The sequence below is a fragment of the Streptomyces sp. 796.1 genome (assembly GCF_047525675.1).
In the GTDB taxonomy this organism is placed as follows: domain Bacteria; phylum Actinomycetota; class Actinomycetes; order Streptomycetales; family Streptomycetaceae; genus Streptomyces.
Window position 1 is genome coordinate 19,123 of sequence record NZ_JBLIWA010000034.1, and the last position, 15,409, is coordinate 34,531.

Consider the following 15,409-nt stretch of genomic DNA (forward strand, 5'->3'; position numbering starts at 1 on the left):
GTTGCGGCCGTCACGACTGTCAGGGGCGTCGGTGCAGCCCCAGGTTCTCGTAGATTTCCAGCGTGGCCGTGGAGTGGTTCAGGGTGATGAAGTGCAGCCCGGGGATCTCCTCGGCCATCAACCGCGCGCACAGTTCGGTGGCGTAGTCGATTCCGATTGAGCGTACAGCCGCCGGATCGTCCTTGACCGCCAGGATGCGCGAGGCGAGTTCGGGCGGGAAGGCGGCGTTGCTCAACTGGGCGAAGCGCTCGATCTGCCGGACGTTGGTGACGGGCATGATCTCCGGAATGATCGGCGTCGGACAACCCGCCGCCGCCACCCGGTCGCGCAGCCGCAGGTAGTCCTCCGGGTAGAAGAACATCTGGGTGATCGCGAAGTCGGCGCCCGCGCGGCACTTGTCGATGAAGTGCCCGATGTCGGTTTCCCAGTCCGTCGAGCGCGGGTGCATCTCGGGGAAGGCCGCGACGCCGACGCAGAAGTCGCCCGACTCCTTGATCAGCTCGACGAGTTCGGCGGCGTAGGTCACGCCCTGCGGGTGGCGCACCCACTCGCCCATCGGGTCGCCCGGCGGGTCGCCGCGGACCGCGAGCATGTTGCGGATGCCCGCGTCGGCGTACTGGCCGATCACGTTGCGGAGTTCGCTGAGCGAGTGGTTGACCGCGGTGAGGTGGGCGACGGGGGTCAGCGTGGTGTCGGTGGCGATCCGCTCGGTCGCCCGCACGGTGCCCTCACGCGAGGAACCGCCGGCCCCGTACGTCACGGAGACGAAGGTGGGGGCCACGGCCTCGATGCGGCGGATGGCGTTCCACAGGGTCCGCTCGCCCTTCTCCGTTTTCGGGGCCGCGAACTCGAACGAGTACGACTGTTCACCGGACGCGAGGAGGTCGCGTACGGTGCGAGCGCGGTCGGTCCGGGTGGACGCTGTACCTAGGGCCATACCAGCAGGTTATCCAGGCTGCCGGCGGCGCCCCAACCTTCCGTTGCGATATGCCCGATTAGCACCGTTCGTTGTCCAGGTTTCGGACAGGGCGGCTGGCGCGTGGGAGGGCCCGCGGGTACCGCGCGTACGGCTCTGAGCAGCGCCGGAGGCCGGTGGTCGGCCCGTGGTGGGGCGGCGGGCCGGGTACGGAACGCGCCGTCCCCGGCGTGCGGCCGAGGGGGCCCGTGTTTCCCCTGAGACGCTCGCCACACCCCGCCCGCCCCGGGCCCGCCCCGGCTCCGGGCCTGCCCCGGTCCCGGCTCCCGCCCCCGGCCGGCTACGCCGCCCGTTCGCGTATCCGCCGGGCGAGGTCCGCGGTCGCCGCGGCCGGGTCGGTGGCCTCGGTGAGGGCGCGCACCACCACGACCCGGCGGGCACCGGCGTCGAGCACCTCATCGAGGTTGGTGGCGTCGATTCCGCCGATGGCGAACCAGGGCCGGTCGGCGTCGAGCGAGGCCGCGTACCGCACCAGGGAGAGTCCGGGTGCGGGGCGGCCCGGCTTGGTCGGGGTGGGCCAGCAGGGGCCGGTGCAGTAGTAGTCCACGCCGGGCTCCACGGACGCCGCCCGGGCCTCCTCCTCGGCGTGGGTCGACCGCCCGATCAGCACCTCGTCGCCGAGGATCGCCCGGGCGGTCGGCACCGGTAGGTCGCCCTGGCCCAGGTGCAGCACGTCGGCGCCGGACGCGGCCTTGGTGCCGCGGGCGGCGAAGGCGACGTCCGCCCGGTCGTTGACGGCGAGCAGCTTGCCGTGCCGGCGACAGGCGTCGGCGAAGACCGCGAGGTGGTCGAGCTCCTCGGCCGCCTCCAGGCCCTTGTCCCGCAACTGCACGACGTCCACCCCGGCGGCGAGCACCGCATCGAGGAATTCCGGCAGGTCACCCTGGCGTTTGCGGGCGTCCGTGCACAGGTAGAGCCGGGCGTCGGCGAGTTGCTGGCGTGCGGTGGCCATGGATCGGCCTCCCCCCAGTTCGGCGGCGTACGGGCCGGGCGGCCGGGTCGGGGCCCGGCCCGTACGCCGAGCGGTTGCGTGTTCTACGGATGGCGAAGCATCGCGGGCGCGTGGCGGGCCGGGGGCCACCGGCGGTGGCCGGCCCGGGCCCGCGCTACACCGCGAGCGCCTGCGCCCGGCGCTTCACCTCCGTGCCGCGGTTCTCGCGGAGCGCCTGTGCGGGGGTGCCGGGGAGCGTCGGGTCGGCCGTGAAGAGCCACTCCAGCATCTCTTCGTCGGTGAAGCCGTCGTCCCGCAGCAACGTCAGGGTGCCGACGAGGCCCTTGATGATGCGGCCTTCGCCGATGAACTCGGCCGGCACCTGGAGCACACGGTTCTCGCCACGGCGCACCGCGATCAACTGGCCCTCCTTCACCAGTTGCCGCACGCGGGTCACCTCGACGTCGAGTAGCTCGGCGATGTCGGGCAGGGTGAGCCAGGTAGGGACGAGAGCATCGGTCTTTGCGTCAATCTCGGTCACGGGACAAGCCTGCCATCTGGGACTGACAGTCGGTAGCCGGAACGGTCCGCCACCCCTGGCGGTCACCCGTGGCTGACCTCGATTGGACCGTTTGACCTGCGGTTTCCCAAGGCCGGCAGCGGCGGAGGGGGTTCCGGCCGGGGCGCCGGGGGCCGGCGCCCCGTCTCCCCAGCCTCTACCGCACCGCCGACTTCAGCGGCACCGTCGGGTCGGTCGCGCGGGCCTCGTCGAGGTGGGCGGCCTGTTCGATGAGCTTGCGGCCCTGGGTCAGGTCGCGCGGGCGGCCGACCGCGAGGAGGGCGACCAGCGCCCCGTCCCGCAGCCAGCACACGGTCCAGGCGGCGCTGGTCGGATCGCCACGCCAGAGCATCGTGTCCGCGCCCGCGTGGTGCCCCGCGTACTGCACGAACCGGCCGAACTGCTCGGACCAGAAGTACGGCACCGGGTCGTAGCGGTCCGCGGTGACCAGGGCGGTCTCGCTGCCGACGATGTGGGCGGCGACCGTGCGCGGGCCCTGGAGCGCGTTGTCCCAGTGGTGGACGAGGAGCCGCGCCCCGTAGCGGGCGGACGGGAAGGAGACGCAGTCGCCGACCGCGTACACGTCGGGGGCCGAGGCGCGCAGCGCATCGTCGGCGAGCACCGAGCCGTCCGGGGCGAGCGCGATGCCCGAACCGGCGAGCCACCCGGTGGCCGGCCGGGCGCCGATGCCGACGACCACCGCGCCGGCCGGCAGCCGGGTCCCGTCGGCGAGCACCACCGCCCCGGGCTCGACCGCCGCGACCCGGGCGCCGGTCCGCAGTTCCGCGCCGCTGTCCGCGTACCAGGTGGCCATGTGGCTGGCCACCGCGCCGGGCAGCGCGCCGGCCAGCGGGCGGTCGGCGGCCTCCACCACGGTGACGTTGCAGCCCGCCTCGCGGGCCGCGGTCGCGAACTCGGCGCCGATCCAGCCCGCGCCGACGACGACCACGTCGTGCTGTTCGGCCAGTACGGGCCGCAGCCGCTGCGCGTCGTCGAGCGTGCGCAGCAGGTGCACGCCGGGCACGCCCTCGCTGCCGGGCAGTGCGATCGGCTCGGCGCCGGTGGCGATCACCAGGTGGCGGTACGCGACGGGGCCCTCGTCGGTGTCGACCAGCCGCTGCTCCGGGCGCACGCCGCTGACCCGCAGGCCGAGTCTGAGTTCGATGCCGAGCGCGGCGAAGTCCACGTCGAAGGCCGAGCCCTCGGCCTTGCCGAGCAGCACCGCCTTCGACAGCGGCGGCCGGTCGTACGGCTGGTGCGGTTCCGCGCCCAGCACCACGACCCGGCCGGTCCAGCCCTGCTCCCGCAGCGCCACGGCGGTCTGCACCCCGGCCATCCCAGCCCCGACGATGACGACCCGGCGGTCGCTGTCGCTCGGGCCACCGGTCACGTCGCCGCCCCTGCGGCCGATCTCCGCTTCCTCGGTGTCCTCGCTCACGCGATCACTGTAAGACGGCCGGTGGCGCCGCCCGCAGCGCCGTGCGGGGAGATCTCCGACACAAGGTGGCCGACGTCGCCGGACGGTCCTACGGGGCCGTGCGGTGCGCTCGGCGCCGGCCCCGTCGGCCGTGGTCCTGCGGTGGCCTGGCGGCGGTCCGGTGGTGGTCCGTGGGCGGTCCGGCCGTGGTCCGGCAGCGTTCCGGCGGGGCGGACGCCCCGGGGCCAGATCCTTATCCGAGCCCCGTACGGCCGTATTAGGGTGGCGGGTGCACACCACTCGCGGGAGCCCGGACGCACTGGGCTGAGAGGGGGGCTGGCGGCCCCCGACCGTACGAACCTGATCCGGGTCATTCCGGCGAAGGGAGGGGCTGGACGCCCATGCACGCGTCTGCCAACGAGGGGGGTCCGGCGCCCGTGCCGCCCCCGCCCGACCATCGACACCGTCCCGGCGGCGCGCACCGGCGCGCCCCGGTGCGTGCCGGCCGCCGGCGGCGGTGCGCACCGTTCCGCACCGGCCGACCGGTGCGCCTCGCGCGCGTGGGCGCGCGGGGCGCCGCCTTCGCGCCGCGGCCTGTTCAGTCTGTTCAACGGCGTACGGCGCGACGGCCGAGTGTCCGGCTGACCGCGCCGCTCGCATGCCCCGCGGCCGGCTGCGGAGCCGCTCCGTTCACTGGTTCCCGGGCCCGCGCGGTGCCGGCCGGCGTGCGGAGGTCCGCATGACGGGGGGTACGGAGCGCGCCGCGGGGCACGGCATGGGGCACGGTGCCGCTGGCACGGGGCACGGCTTGGGGCACGGTGCCGACGGACTGCTCCGTGGCGCCGCTGCGGCGGCCAGCCCCCGGGCGGAAGGGGCGGACGGGGCGGACGAAGCGCGCGGGGGGAACGGCGCGGCCCGCGTGCCCGTCCCTGGTCCGGCCTCCGGTCCCACCGCCGCTCCAGCCGTCCGGCCGGCCGTGGGGCCGACCGCCGGCCCAGCCACCGAACCAGCCGTGGGACCGGCTGTGGGACCTGCCATGGGCCCGGCCGTCGCGGCGGTGCGGCGGCGGCCCGACGCCAGGCCCGGGGCCACGGCGACCGTCGGCCCGGCCACCCCGCCCGAACCACTGCCTGCGGCCGGCCCGCTGCCTCCGGCCACCGCACCCGGCGCCCCACCGGCCGGGGGCCGGGACGGGCAGACCCCCGCCCCGTACCCCGTCGCCGCGCCCCTACCGGCACCCACGACGGGCCCGCCGCCCGCCACCGAGCCAGCCCAGACAGGCCAGCCAGGCCACACGGCCCAGACGGCGCAGCCGCCCGCGCGCAACGACGTCCGCAGCGACGTCCGCTGCGACGTGCTGGTGATCGGCGGGGGCATCATCGGGCTGGTCACCGCCTGGCGGGCGGCGCAGCGCGGGCTGCGGACCGTGCTGGCCGACCCGGCGCCGGGCAACGGGGCGGCGCAGGTTGCGGCCGGCATGTTGGCCGCGGTCACCGAGACGCACTTCGGCGAGGAGACGCTGCTGGGCCTGAACCTCGCGTCCGCCCGCCGCTACGCCGCCTTCGCGGCCGAACTCACCGAGGTCAGCGGCCACTCCATCGGCTACCGCACCTGCGGCACCCTCGCCGTTGCGCTCGACAGCGACGACCGCGCCCAACTGCGCGACCTGCACGCGCTCCAACAGCGGCTCGGCCTGGACGCACAGTGGCTGACCGGGCGCGACTGCCGCCGCATGGAGCCGCTGCTCGCGCCCGGAGTGCGCGGCGGGCTGTGGGTCGGCGGCGACCACCAGGTCGACCCGCGGCTGCTGGCCGCCGCCCTGCTGCGGGCCGGCGAACGGGCCGGCGTCGACATCCGGCGCAGTTGGGCCCAGCAGTTGACGGTGTCCACGGAGGGCGGGGGCACCGCGCGCCGCACACGCGCACCACGGGGCGCCGGCCCCACTGGCCCTCCTGGCCTCGCTGGCGCCACCCATCTCGCTCACCCCACGGGCCCCGCCGCATCCGACGAACCACCCGCGCGCGATGCGCAGCCGTACGGCACGCACGCAGCGGAGTGCACCGCCCCGCTCGCCGACGGTGCCCGGGCCACCGGTGCCCTGCTCGCCGACGGCACCCGGGTCGCGGCCGGTCAGGTGGTGCTCGCGGGCGGCAGTCTCAGCGGCCGGCTGGCCGGGGTGCCGGGGCCCGTGGTGCCGCCGGTGCGGCCGGTGAAGGGGCAGTTGGTGCGGCTGCGGGTGCCGGCCGCACTGGCCGCGGCCGGGCCGTTCCTGTCCCGTACGGTACGGGCCGTGGTCCGCGGCGGACACGTCTACCTGGTGCCCAGGGCGGACGGCGAACTGATCGTCGGCGCCACCACGGAGGAGCTCGGCTGGGACACCTCCGTCACCGCCGGCGGGCTGTACGAGCTGCTGCGCGACGCGCACGAGGTGCTGCCGGGGGTCACCGAACTCGAACTCGTCGAGACGATGGCCGGGCTGCGCCCCGGTTCGCCCGACAACGCGCCGCTGCTCGGCCCGACCCTGCTGCCCGGCCTCGTCCTGGCCACCGGGCACCACCGCAACGGGGTGCTGCTCACACCGATCACCGGCGACGTCATGGCAGACGTCCTGACCACCGGCGAACTGCCCGACTACGCACGCCCGTTCACGCCGCTGCGCTGGACCACGGCACCGGCCAGCGCCACCACCAGCGACATCGCAGCCACCACCGCCGCCGCCGGCACCAGCCCCACAGCCACTCGCGCCCCGGCCACCAGCCCCGGGGCCGCGGGCAGCGACGTCACCGCCGGCGCCGGCGTTCCCCGGCGGCCGGCCGGCCCGATCCCGCCGTGACGGCCCCGGCACCGAGGTCCGACGGCGGCACCGTGCGCGCCACGCGCGCGTACGCGGTGCGCCCCGTCGCGACACCCGCCACCCCAGCCCTCCCCTCCCCGGTCCACCCAGCCGCCGGGTCGCCCCGGCCGGCCGACGTACCCCAGGAGCAGCAAGCATGAGCGTCTCCGTACCCCTCACCGTCTCCGTCAACGGCGAGCCGCGCCAGGTGCCCGACGGCATCACGCTCGACCAGCTCGTCGCCACGCTGACCGGCGCGTCCAGCGGGGTCGCCGCCGCGGTCAACGAGACCGTCGTACCGCGCGGGCAGTGGCCCACCACCGCGCTGTCCGCCCGGGACCGCGTCGAGGTCCTGACCGCCGTCCAGGGAGGCTGATCCGTCCCCCATGTCCCGCCCCACACTCGACCAGCACCCGGACCAGCACCAGCGGCCCGCGCCCGGAGGCGCTCCCGCGCCTCCCACCACGCCCACCGCCCCCACTAGCCCCGCCGCTCCCAGCGCCCCGCCCGGCCCGGCGCCCGACGCCGGTGCGGAAGCCGCCGGGTTCCTGCCCTGCGTCGATCCGCTGGCCGTCGGCGACCGGGAGTTCGCCTCCCGGCTGATCATGGGCACCGGCGGGGCGCCCAGTCTGGAGGTCCTGGAGCGTGCGCTGATCGCCTCGGGGACGGAGCTGACCACCGTCGCCATGCGGCGCCTCAACCCCACCGTGCAGGGCTCCGTCCTGTCCGTACTGGGCCGGCTCGGCATCCAGGTGCTGCCCAACACCGCCGGCTGCTTCACCGCGGGCGAGGCCGTGCTCACCGCCCGGCTGGCCCGCGAGGCACTGGGCACGGACTGGGTGAAGCTGGAGGTGGTGGCCGACGAGCGGACCCTGCTGCCGGACCCGATCGAACTGCTCGACGCGGCCGAGACGCTGGTGGACGACGGTTTCACGGTGCTGCCGTACACCAATGACGACCCGGTACTCGCGCGCAAGCTGGAGGACGTCGGCTGTGCGGCGATCATGCCGCTCGGCTCGCCCATCGGCTCCGGCCTCGGCATCCGCAACCCGCACAACTTCGAGCTCATCGTGGAGCAGGCCCGGGTCCCGGTCATCCTGGACGCCGGCGCCGGCACCGCCTCCGACGTGGCGCTCGCGATGGAGCTGGGCTGCGCGGCCGTCATGCTGGCGTCCGCCGTCACTCGGGCACAAGAGCCGGAGCTGATGGCCGAGGCGATGCGGTACGCGGTCTCTGCGGGCCGGCTGGCCAGCCGCGCCGGCCGCATCCCCCGCCGCCACTTCGCCCGCGCGTCGTCCCCCGAGGCAGGCCGGGCGGAACTCGACCCGGAGCGGCCGGCGTTCGACTGAGCCCGGCGGCCCGCCGGACGAACCCCGAGGAAACCGGCAGGCCGGCCCGTACGGCGCCACGCGCACGCGCGCGGGGGACGAGTCGGGCCGGCCCGCCGAGGGACGGGGGCCGGGGCCGAGCGACAAGGCCGGAGCCGGGGCCAGAGCCGGAGCCGCAACGCGCGCACGCGCGCGGAAAGCGTCGGGCGAAACAGAGCGGCCCGTCCCCCTGCGGCACCACGCGCGCCCGCCCGCGCGCACCGTGCCGGCGCCGACCTCGTACGACACCACCCACGCCCCGGCCCCGGCACCGGCACCAGCACCAGCACCAGCACCAGCACCAGCACCAGCACCAGCACCGCGCAGCGCCCCCACCGCACGGGAGTGCCACCCTCCGGTCACCGTTCGGCTTCAGTCACGGCCGGCTTCGACGCTGGTGAGTCCGCGTGTCGGAGGCGGCTCGTAGACTGCTTCCTCGTGGATACGACCCTTCAGGACCCGCTCGTCGGACAGGTACTCGACGGCCGCTATCGGATCGAGGCGCGGATCGCCGTCGGTGGGATGGCGACGGTCTACCGGGCCGTCGACACCCGACTCGACCGGGTGCTCGCCGTCAAGGTGATGCACCCTGCGCTGGCGACGGACGCCGCCTTCGTCGAGCGGTTCATCCGCGAGGCCAAGTCGGTGGCCCGGCTCGACCACCCCAATGTGGTGGGCGTCTTCGACCAGGGCACCGACGGCACGTACGTCTACCTCGCGATGGAGTACGTGGCGGGCTGCACGCTGCGGGACGTGCTGCGCGAGCGCGGTGCGCTCCAGCCGCGGATCGCGCTGGACGTCGTGGAACCGATGCTCGCCGCGCTCGGCGCTGCCCACCTGGCCGGCCTCGTGCACCGCGACGTGAAGCCGGAGAACGTGCTGATCGGCGACGACGGCCGGGTCAAGGTCGCCGACTTCGGCCTGGTCCGCGCCGTCGACACGGCCACCAACAGCTCCACGGACGCCGTCCTCGGCACCGTCTCCTATCTGGCGCCCGAGCAGATCGAGCACGGCACGGCCGACACCCGCGCCGACGTCTACGCCTGCGGCGTGGTGCTGTACGAGATGTTGACCGGCGGCAAGCCGCACGCGGGCAGCACCCCGGCGCAGGTGCTCTACCAGCAGTTGCACAAGGACGTCCCGCCGCCGTCGGCCAGCGTGCCCGGGCTCGCCCCGGAGCTGGACGACCTGGTGGCCCGCGCGACCGCGCGCGACCTGGAGCAGCGGCCGGCCGGCGCGGCCGAGTTCCTGGGCCTGGTGCGGACGGCGCGCGCGGGCCTGACCGACGCCCAGCTCGACGTGGCGCCGCCGCGGGCCAAGGAGGGCACGCTGGGCGCGCCGGTGCCGGGCGCCGGCGCCGAGAACCGTACGAGCGTGCTCCCCCGGGTCGCCGCCGCGCAGGCGTCGGCCACCGGCACCCGCCGCCAGCCGCGGCCCAGCCCCGAGCCCGACGACGCGACGCGCGTGCTGCGGCGCCCCCGGCTGGTGCCCGAGCGCCCCGTCAACGACGAGCTCCCGCCGCCCCCGGCCCGCCGCCGCCTCGGTGGGCTGCGCATGCCGCGCCGTCCGATCCTGCTGGCGGTGTCGGCGCTGCTGCTGCTCCTCGGCATCGGCGCCGGCGTCTGGTACATCAATTCCGGCCAGTTCACGCACGTGCCCGCGGTGCTCAGCATGGAGCAGGCGGAGGCCGAGAAGAAGGTCAGGGACGCGGGGCTCGACGTCAAGATCAAGCACGACTTCAGCGACGTGGTGAAGAAGGGCCGGGTCATCTCGACCCACCCGAAGAGCAACGCCCGTATCCGGGGCACCGGCACGGTCACGCTCACCGTCTCGCGCGGTACGGAGCTCGCCGAGGTGCCGGGCGTGGCCGGGATGTCGCTGACGGACGCCAAGAAGAAGATCGAGGACGCGGGGCTGAGCGTCGGCAAGGTGACCGAGCGGTTCAGCGAGGAGACCGAGCAGGGCGACGTGCTCAGCACGGACCCGCGGCCGGGCACCGAGCGCCGGCCCGACACGGCCGTGGCGATCGTCGTGAGCAAGGGCGCGCCCATCGACGTGCCGGACGTCATCGGCACCGCGACGGAGGACGCCGAGAACGAGCTGCGCGAGGCCGGCTTCGAGGTCAAGATCGCCCCCGACCCGATCTACTCGGACGAGGACGAGGACACCGTGGCTGCGCAGAACCCGCCGGAGGGTGCGCGCGCGGCCGAAGGCGACACGATCACCCTGACCCTCTCCAAGGGCAAGGAGATGATCGAGGTCCCCGACGTCGAGGGCGACAGCCTGGACGACGCCAAGGAGAAGCTGGAGGAGGCCGGCTTCGAGGTCGGCGTCACCCGCTTCTTCTTCGGCGACAAGGTCTTCGACCAGTCCGTCAGCGGCGGCGACGAGGCGCCCAAGGGCAGCAAGATCACGCTGCGGGTGCGGTAGTCCGGGCAGCCCGGCCCGCACCCGCGGGCCGGGCGCCGGCCCGGACACCCGCGCGTCAGCGGCCGGACCGGACCGGACAACTGTCCCCCTCCCCACCGCAGCACCCCGTCCGACCACCGCACACCGCGCAGTCGGCCCGCAGCCGGGCACGGCAACGCCCCGCACGCCCGCGCAGGGAAGCCCGCGTGGCCGACGCCACCCGGGCCTCCGCCCCACCGCGGCGGAGCGGCTGGCACCCTGGGTGGGTGAGCACGTCTGTCATCCGCACCCGCAACCCCGTCGGCGGCCATGTCCCCGTCGCCGGTGGCCTCGCCTCCGTGGGGCTCTCCTACGCCCGGGAGCTGGCCGCCGAGGCCGTACAGGTCTTCGTCGCCAACCCGCGCGGCTGGGCCACCCCGCCCGGCAACCCGGGGCAGGACGAGGAGTTCCGCGCCGGCTGCGCCGCCGGCTCGATCCCCGCGTACGTCCATGCGCCGTACCTGATCAACTTCGGTTCGCACACCCCGGCGACGGTCGACAAGTCGGTGGAATCGCTGCGGCACTCGTTGCGCCGGGGCCGTGCCATCGGGGCCCGCGGGGTGGTCGTGCACACCGGCTCGGCCACCGGCGGGCGGGCCCGTAGCGTCGCGCTCGCGCAGGTCAGGGAGCGGATGCTGCCGCTGCTCGACGAGCTCACGCACGACGATGACCCGTGGCTGCTGCTTGAGCCGACCGCGGGGCAGGGCGCCTCGCTCTGCTCGCTCGCCGAGGACCTGGGACCCTACTTCGACGCGCTGGACCGCCATCCGCGGCTCGGCGTGTGCCTGGACACCTGCCACGCGTTCGCCGCCGGCCACGACATGGCCGCCGCGGGCGGCACCAAGGCGCTGCTCGACGAACTGGTCGACGTGGTCGGCGAAGGACGGCTGAAACTGATCCACGCCAACGACTCCAAGGACGTCGTCGGCGCCCACAAGGACCGGCACGAGAACATCGGGGCCGGGCACATCGGGTCCGACGCCTTCGGCGACCTGTTCGCGCATCCGGCGACCGCCGGCGTACCGCTGGTGATCGAGACGCCGGGCGGCAAGGAGGGGCACGCCACCGACGTGGCCCGGCTCAAGGAACTCCGCGCCGGCTGACCGGCCCCGGGCCCGGACCAAGGCCCCGCACGCCCGCCCCGGCCCCGTGCCGTACGCCCGCTGCCCGCCGCGCCCGGCACCGCCCCTGCGGCCGGCCCGTACGACCGTCGATCATGCGGCCGTACGGGTGGATGGGCCGGGGTTACAGTTCGGGGCCGTCGCCCGGTTCCTCCTGGTACGAGTAGCGCTGCTCGCGCCAGGGGTCGCCGATGTTGTGGTAGCCGCGCTCTTCCCAGAAACCGCGGCGGTCGGCCGTCATGTACTCCACGCCGCGCACCCATTTCGGGCCTTTCCAGGCATAGAGCTGGGGCACGATGAGTCGGACCGGAAATCCGTGCTCGGCGGTGAGTGGTTCATCGCTCTTGTGCGTGGCGAAAATGGTCCGCTCGGCCGCGAAATCGGCGAGTCGCAGATTTGAGCTGAATCCGTATTCGGCCCACACCATCACATGGGTGACATCGGGGGCCGGCGGCGCGAGTTCCAGGAAGTGTCGGGCCGCCACGCCGCCCCACTCGGCGCCCAACATGCTGAACTTCGTGACGCAGTGCAGATCCGCCACGATCGTGGAGTACGGCAACGCCGAGAATTCCTCGTGCGTCCAGCAGTGCTTGTCGCCGTCGGCCGTTGCGCCGAATACCCGGAACTCCCAGCGATCCGGGCGGAACCTGGGCACCGGGCCGTAGTGGGTGACCGGCCAGCCCCGTTGCAGCCGTTGTCCCGGAGGTAGCTGTTCTTGCGCCCCTTCGTGGTTTTCCGGCTGACCCATGCCTCCATGGTGTCAGACCTTCGGGGGTGGTCGTGACCAGCGGCTCTCCCATTCGGGCAACTCGTACTAAGCATGCACTTACTGGACGGTGTCGGCGGCGCGGTGCGAGGATGCGCGCGAACTCCCGTTCCCGCATGGATTGGAAGGAGTCTCTGCGATGCAGGGCGACCCCGAGGTCATCGAATTTCTCAACGAGCAGCTCACTGGTGAGCTCACCGCGATCAACCAGTACTTCCTGCACGCGAAAATGCAGGAGAACTTCGGTTGGACCAAGCTCGCGAAGTACACCCGCCATGAGTCGATCGACGAGATGAAGCACGCCGAGGTGCTGACCGACCGGATTCTGTTCCTGGAGGGCCTGCCCAACTATCAGCGGCTGTTCCACGTGCGCGTGGGTCAGACGGTGACCGAGATGTTCCAGGCCGACCGGCAGGTCGAGGTGGAGGCGATCGACCGGCTGCGGCGCGGCATTGAGGTGATGCGCGCCAAGGGCGACATCACCTCGGCCAACATCTTCGAAAGCATCCTGGAGGACGAGGAGAAGCACATCGACTACCTCGACACCCAGCTCGAACTGATCGAGAAGCTCGGCGAGCCGCTGTACATCGCCCAGCTCATCGAGCAGCCGGAGAGCTGACCCGCGCTCCCTACGATTCGCTGATCACGGCTCGCCGCTCAGCGCGGCCGGCCGTATCGACGCCCACCGGGATCGGCCCTGTCCGAACGGACGGCCCCCGCCCGGGGCGCCCCGCTCAGGCGGCTTCGGTGACCGGCAGGGGCGCCGTGGGCAACGGCGCCGGCTCTTCGGCGGCCAGCGCGGTGGCCGCGCCTTCGGCGCCGAGGTGGTCGAGGACCGCACGGCGCGGGCACCCGGCGCCGCGCCCGAGCAGCGCCTGGATGCGGCGCACGCAGGACCCGCAGTCGGTGCCCGCCTTGCTGGCCGAGGCTATTTGGCGGGGGGTACACGCCCCGCTTTCCGCATGTTCACGTACCTGCTGCTCGGTGATGCCGAAGCAAGAGCAGACGTACATGCGGTCACCCCCGTACGGGATTGATAGGGAAACCCCCGCAGCATTGATCGCTGAGGTTACCCTAACCTTACCCGCCTCCCGGCAGGGAGAACAGTCGGGGGCAAAACAGTGGGGCGCGGATCACAGATCCGCGCCCCACTGCGCCGTTCACCGGCCGGTGCTCACTGGTCCCGGTACATCTCCGCCACCAGGAAGGCCAGGTCCAGCGACTGGCTGCGGTTGAGCCTGGGGTCGCAGGCCGTCTCGTAGCGCTGGTGCAGGTCGTCCACGAAGATCTCGTCGCCACCGCCCACGCACTCGGTGACGTCGTCGCCGGTCAGCTCGACGTGGATGCCGCCGGGGTGCGTGCCGAGGCCCTTGTGCACCTCGAAGAAGCCCTTGACCTCGTCCAGCACGTCGTCGAAGCGGCGGGTCTTGTGGCCGGAGGCCGCTTCGAAGGTGTTGCCGTGCATCGGGTCACAGATCCAGGCCACCCGGGCGCCGGACGCGGTGACCTTCTCGACCAGCGTGGGCAGCTTGTCGCGCACCTTGTCCGCACCCATCCGGGTGATGAAGGTGAGCCGGCCCGGCTCGCGGTTCGGGTCGAGCCGCTCGATCAGGGTGAGCGCGTCCTCGGCCGTGGTGGTCGGGCCGAGCTTCACACCGATCGGGTTGCGGATCTTGGAGGCGAACTCGATGTGGGCGCCGTCGAGCTGCCGGGTGCGCTCGCCGATCCACACCATGTGGCCGGAGACGTCGTACAGGTCGCCGGTGCGCGAGTCGATGCGGGTCAGCGCCGACTCGTAGTCGAGCACCAGGGCCTCGTGCGAGGCGTAGAACTCGACGGTCTTGAACTCCTCCGGGTCGACCCCGCAGGCGTTCATGAAGTTCAGTGCGCGGTCGATCTCGCGCGCCAGCGCCTCGTAACGCTGCCCGGACGGCGAGGACTTGACGAAGTCCTGGTTCCAGGCGTGCACCTGGCGCAGGTCGGCGTAGCCGCCGGTGGTGAAGGCGCGCACCAGGTTCAGCGTGGCGGCGGACGCGTGGTACATCCGCTTGAGGCGCTCCGGGTTCGGGATGCGGGCCGCCTCGGTGAACTCGAAGCCGTTGACCGAGTCGCCCCGGTAGGTGGGGAGCGTGACGCCGTCGCGGGTCTCGGTCGGCTTGGAGCGCGGCTTGCTGTACTGGCCGGCGATCCGGCCGACCTTGACCACCGGCACCGAGCCGGCGTACGTGAGCACCGCGCCCATCTGCAACAGCGTCTTGAGCTTGTTGCGGATCTGGTCGGCGCCGACCGCGTCGAACGCCTCCGCGCAGTCGCCGCCCTGGAGCAGGAACGCCTCGCCACGGGCCACCGCACCGATACGGCTGCGCAACTGGTCGCATTCGCCCGCGAAGACGAGCGGCGGATAGGACTCAAGCTCGGCGATCACATCGCGCAGAGCCTCGGAGTCCGGCCAATCGGGCTGCTGCGCCGCGGTCAGGGAGCGCCAGGTGTTGCCACCGGCGTGGGATTCAGCGTTCACGGTCACGCTTTTACATTACGGGGTCTTTCCGGACGTCCACGCCCACGCCCACTGGATGAGACGGTTTCCGGCTAGTTCCGGACCGGTTGCCGGTACGTGGCGCACCTGCGGCCGAGGGCTTCACGAGCGGTGGCCACTCCTCCGCTTCGTCCTGGTGCAGATCCGGGCCCTGGCGGCCAGTACGCCGCCCGGCCGGCGGCGGCGCGGGCCCGTCGGAGACCGGGCCGCGGCGGCCCCGCGACCGGCCGCCGCCGGGTCGGCCCGGTGTCGTCGGCCGCTGCACGACCGCCGCATCCGTGGGGTAGGGTGCCGCCCATGTACGCGCAGCAGACCCGTTTCTGGTGGTGGACCGCTCATCCGGCGGCCCACTGATCGCGCGTTCTCCAGACATCACGCGAAGGCCGCCCGAGGGGCGGCCTTCGCTGTTTCCACCGGCCGTTCCTCTCCCCCAGGTCCAGCACGCAACGCGGACC

At 73.6% G+C, this 15,409-nt stretch carries 13 protein-coding genes, 2 pseudogenes and 1 riboswitch; of the genes and pseudogenes, 8 read left to right on the top strand and 7 right to left on the bottom strand.

Annotated features, from left to right (window positions below; translation table 11 throughout):
• Positions 1-19: 19 nt before the first annotated feature.
• The 4 genes from metF to ACMA1D_RS22155 all read right to left on the bottom strand — a co-directional run bounded on the left by metF (position 20) and on the right by ACMA1D_RS22155 (position 3,802).
• Positions 20-937, bottom strand: coding sequence for a methylenetetrahydrofolate reductase [NAD(P)H] (gene metF, locus ACMA1D_RS22140; RefSeq protein ID WP_414725761.1), 918 nt, complete (start codon positions 935-937; stop codon positions 20-22).
• 319 nt (positions 938-1,256) lie between these two features.
• Entirely contained in the window at positions 1,257-1,928 is a 672-nt protein-coding gene (gene thiE, locus ACMA1D_RS22145) for a thiamine phosphate synthase (RefSeq protein ID WP_414725762.1), read from the bottom strand.
• A gap of 154 nt (positions 1,929-2,082) precedes the next feature.
• Positions 2,083-2,448, bottom strand: a complete 366-nt coding sequence (locus tag ACMA1D_RS22150) for an Rv2175c family DNA-binding protein (RefSeq protein WP_349997157.1) — start codon at positions 2,446-2,448, stop codon at positions 2,083-2,085.
• Between the two features lie 175 nt (positions 2,449-2,623).
• Positions 2,624-3,802: an NAD(P)/FAD-dependent oxidoreductase gene (locus ACMA1D_RS22155; RefSeq protein WP_414725815.1), complete on the bottom strand. Its 1,179-nt coding sequence runs from the start codon at positions 3,800-3,802 to the stop codon at positions 2,624-2,626.
• A 373-nt stretch (positions 3,803-4,175) separates the two neighbouring features.
• Positions 4,176-4,287, top strand: a riboswitch (TPP riboswitch).
• Positions 4,288-5,237: 950 nt separating this feature from the next.
• Between ACMA1D_RS22155 and ACMA1D_RS22160 the strand changes: the two are divergent.
• From ACMA1D_RS22160 to ACMA1D_RS22185, 6 genes and pseudogenes are all read left to right on the top strand, one after another.
• Positions 5,238-5,771 (top strand): annotated as a pseudogene (locus ACMA1D_RS22160) (FAD-dependent oxidoreductase); the annotation flags it as partial.
• A gap of 189 nt (positions 5,772-5,960) precedes the next feature.
• Positions 5,961-6,554: pseudogene (locus ACMA1D_RS22165) on the top strand (FAD-dependent oxidoreductase); the annotation flags it as partial.
• Between the two features lie 319 nt (positions 6,555-6,873).
• Positions 6,874-7,092: a sulfur carrier protein ThiS gene (thiS, locus tag ACMA1D_RS22170; protein ID WP_349995501.1), complete on the top strand. Its 219-nt coding sequence runs from the start codon at positions 6,874-6,876 to the stop codon at positions 7,090-7,092.
• 10 nt (positions 7,093-7,102) lie between these two features.
• Positions 7,103-8,065 carry a thiazole synthase gene (locus tag ACMA1D_RS22175; protein ID WP_414725763.1) on the top strand — a complete coding sequence of 321 codons (963 nt, stop codon included), beginning with the start codon at positions 7,103-7,105 and terminating at the stop codon, positions 8,063-8,065.
• Positions 8,066-8,521: 456 nt separating this feature from the next.
• Positions 8,522-10,513, top strand: coding sequence for a Stk1 family PASTA domain-containing Ser/Thr kinase (gene pknB, locus ACMA1D_RS22180; protein WP_414725764.1), 1,992 nt, complete (start codon positions 8,522-8,524; stop codon positions 10,511-10,513).
• 245 nt (positions 10,514-10,758) lie between these two features.
• On the top strand, positions 10,759-11,634 hold the full coding sequence (locus ACMA1D_RS22185) for a deoxyribonuclease IV (protein ID WP_414725765.1): 876 nt from the start codon (positions 10,759-10,761) through the stop codon (positions 11,632-11,634).
• A 142-nt stretch (positions 11,635-11,776) separates the two neighbouring features.
• Here the strand turns inward: ACMA1D_RS22185 and ACMA1D_RS22190 are convergent, their stop codons facing one another.
• A complete protein-coding gene (locus tag ACMA1D_RS22190; RefSeq protein ID WP_349995495.1) occupies positions 11,777-12,400 on the bottom strand; it encodes a sulfite oxidase-like oxidoreductase in 624 nt (207 codons plus the stop codon).
• Positions 12,401-12,557: 157 nt separating this feature from the next.
• Between ACMA1D_RS22190 and bfr the strand changes: the two genes are divergently transcribed.
• Positions 12,558-13,037 carry a bacterioferritin gene (bfr, locus tag ACMA1D_RS22195; RefSeq protein ID WP_414725766.1) on the top strand — a complete coding sequence of 160 codons (480 nt, stop codon included), beginning with the start codon at positions 12,558-12,560 and terminating at the stop codon, positions 13,035-13,037.
• Positions 13,038-13,152: 115 nt separating this feature from the next.
• On the opposite strand, the gene ACMA1D_RS22200 is transcribed toward bfr, so the two are convergent.
• Positions 13,153-13,431, bottom strand: coding sequence for a bacterioferritin-associated ferredoxin (locus ACMA1D_RS22200; RefSeq protein WP_414725767.1), 279 nt, complete (start codon positions 13,429-13,431; stop codon positions 13,153-13,155).
• Between the two features lie 161 nt (positions 13,432-13,592).
• A complete protein-coding gene (locus ACMA1D_RS22205; protein ID WP_414725768.1) occupies positions 13,593-14,942 on the bottom strand; it encodes a class II 3-deoxy-7-phosphoheptulonate synthase in 1,350 nt (449 codons plus the stop codon).
• Positions 14,943-15,251: 309 nt separating this feature from the next.
• Between ACMA1D_RS22205 and ACMA1D_RS22210 the strand changes: the two genes are divergently transcribed.
• Positions 15,252-15,308 carry a trp operon leader peptide gene (locus tag ACMA1D_RS22210; protein ID WP_414725816.1) on the top strand — a complete coding sequence of 19 codons (57 nt, stop codon included), beginning with the start codon at positions 15,252-15,254 and terminating at the stop codon, positions 15,306-15,308.
• The last annotated feature ends 101 nt before the right edge of the window (positions 15,309-15,409 follow it).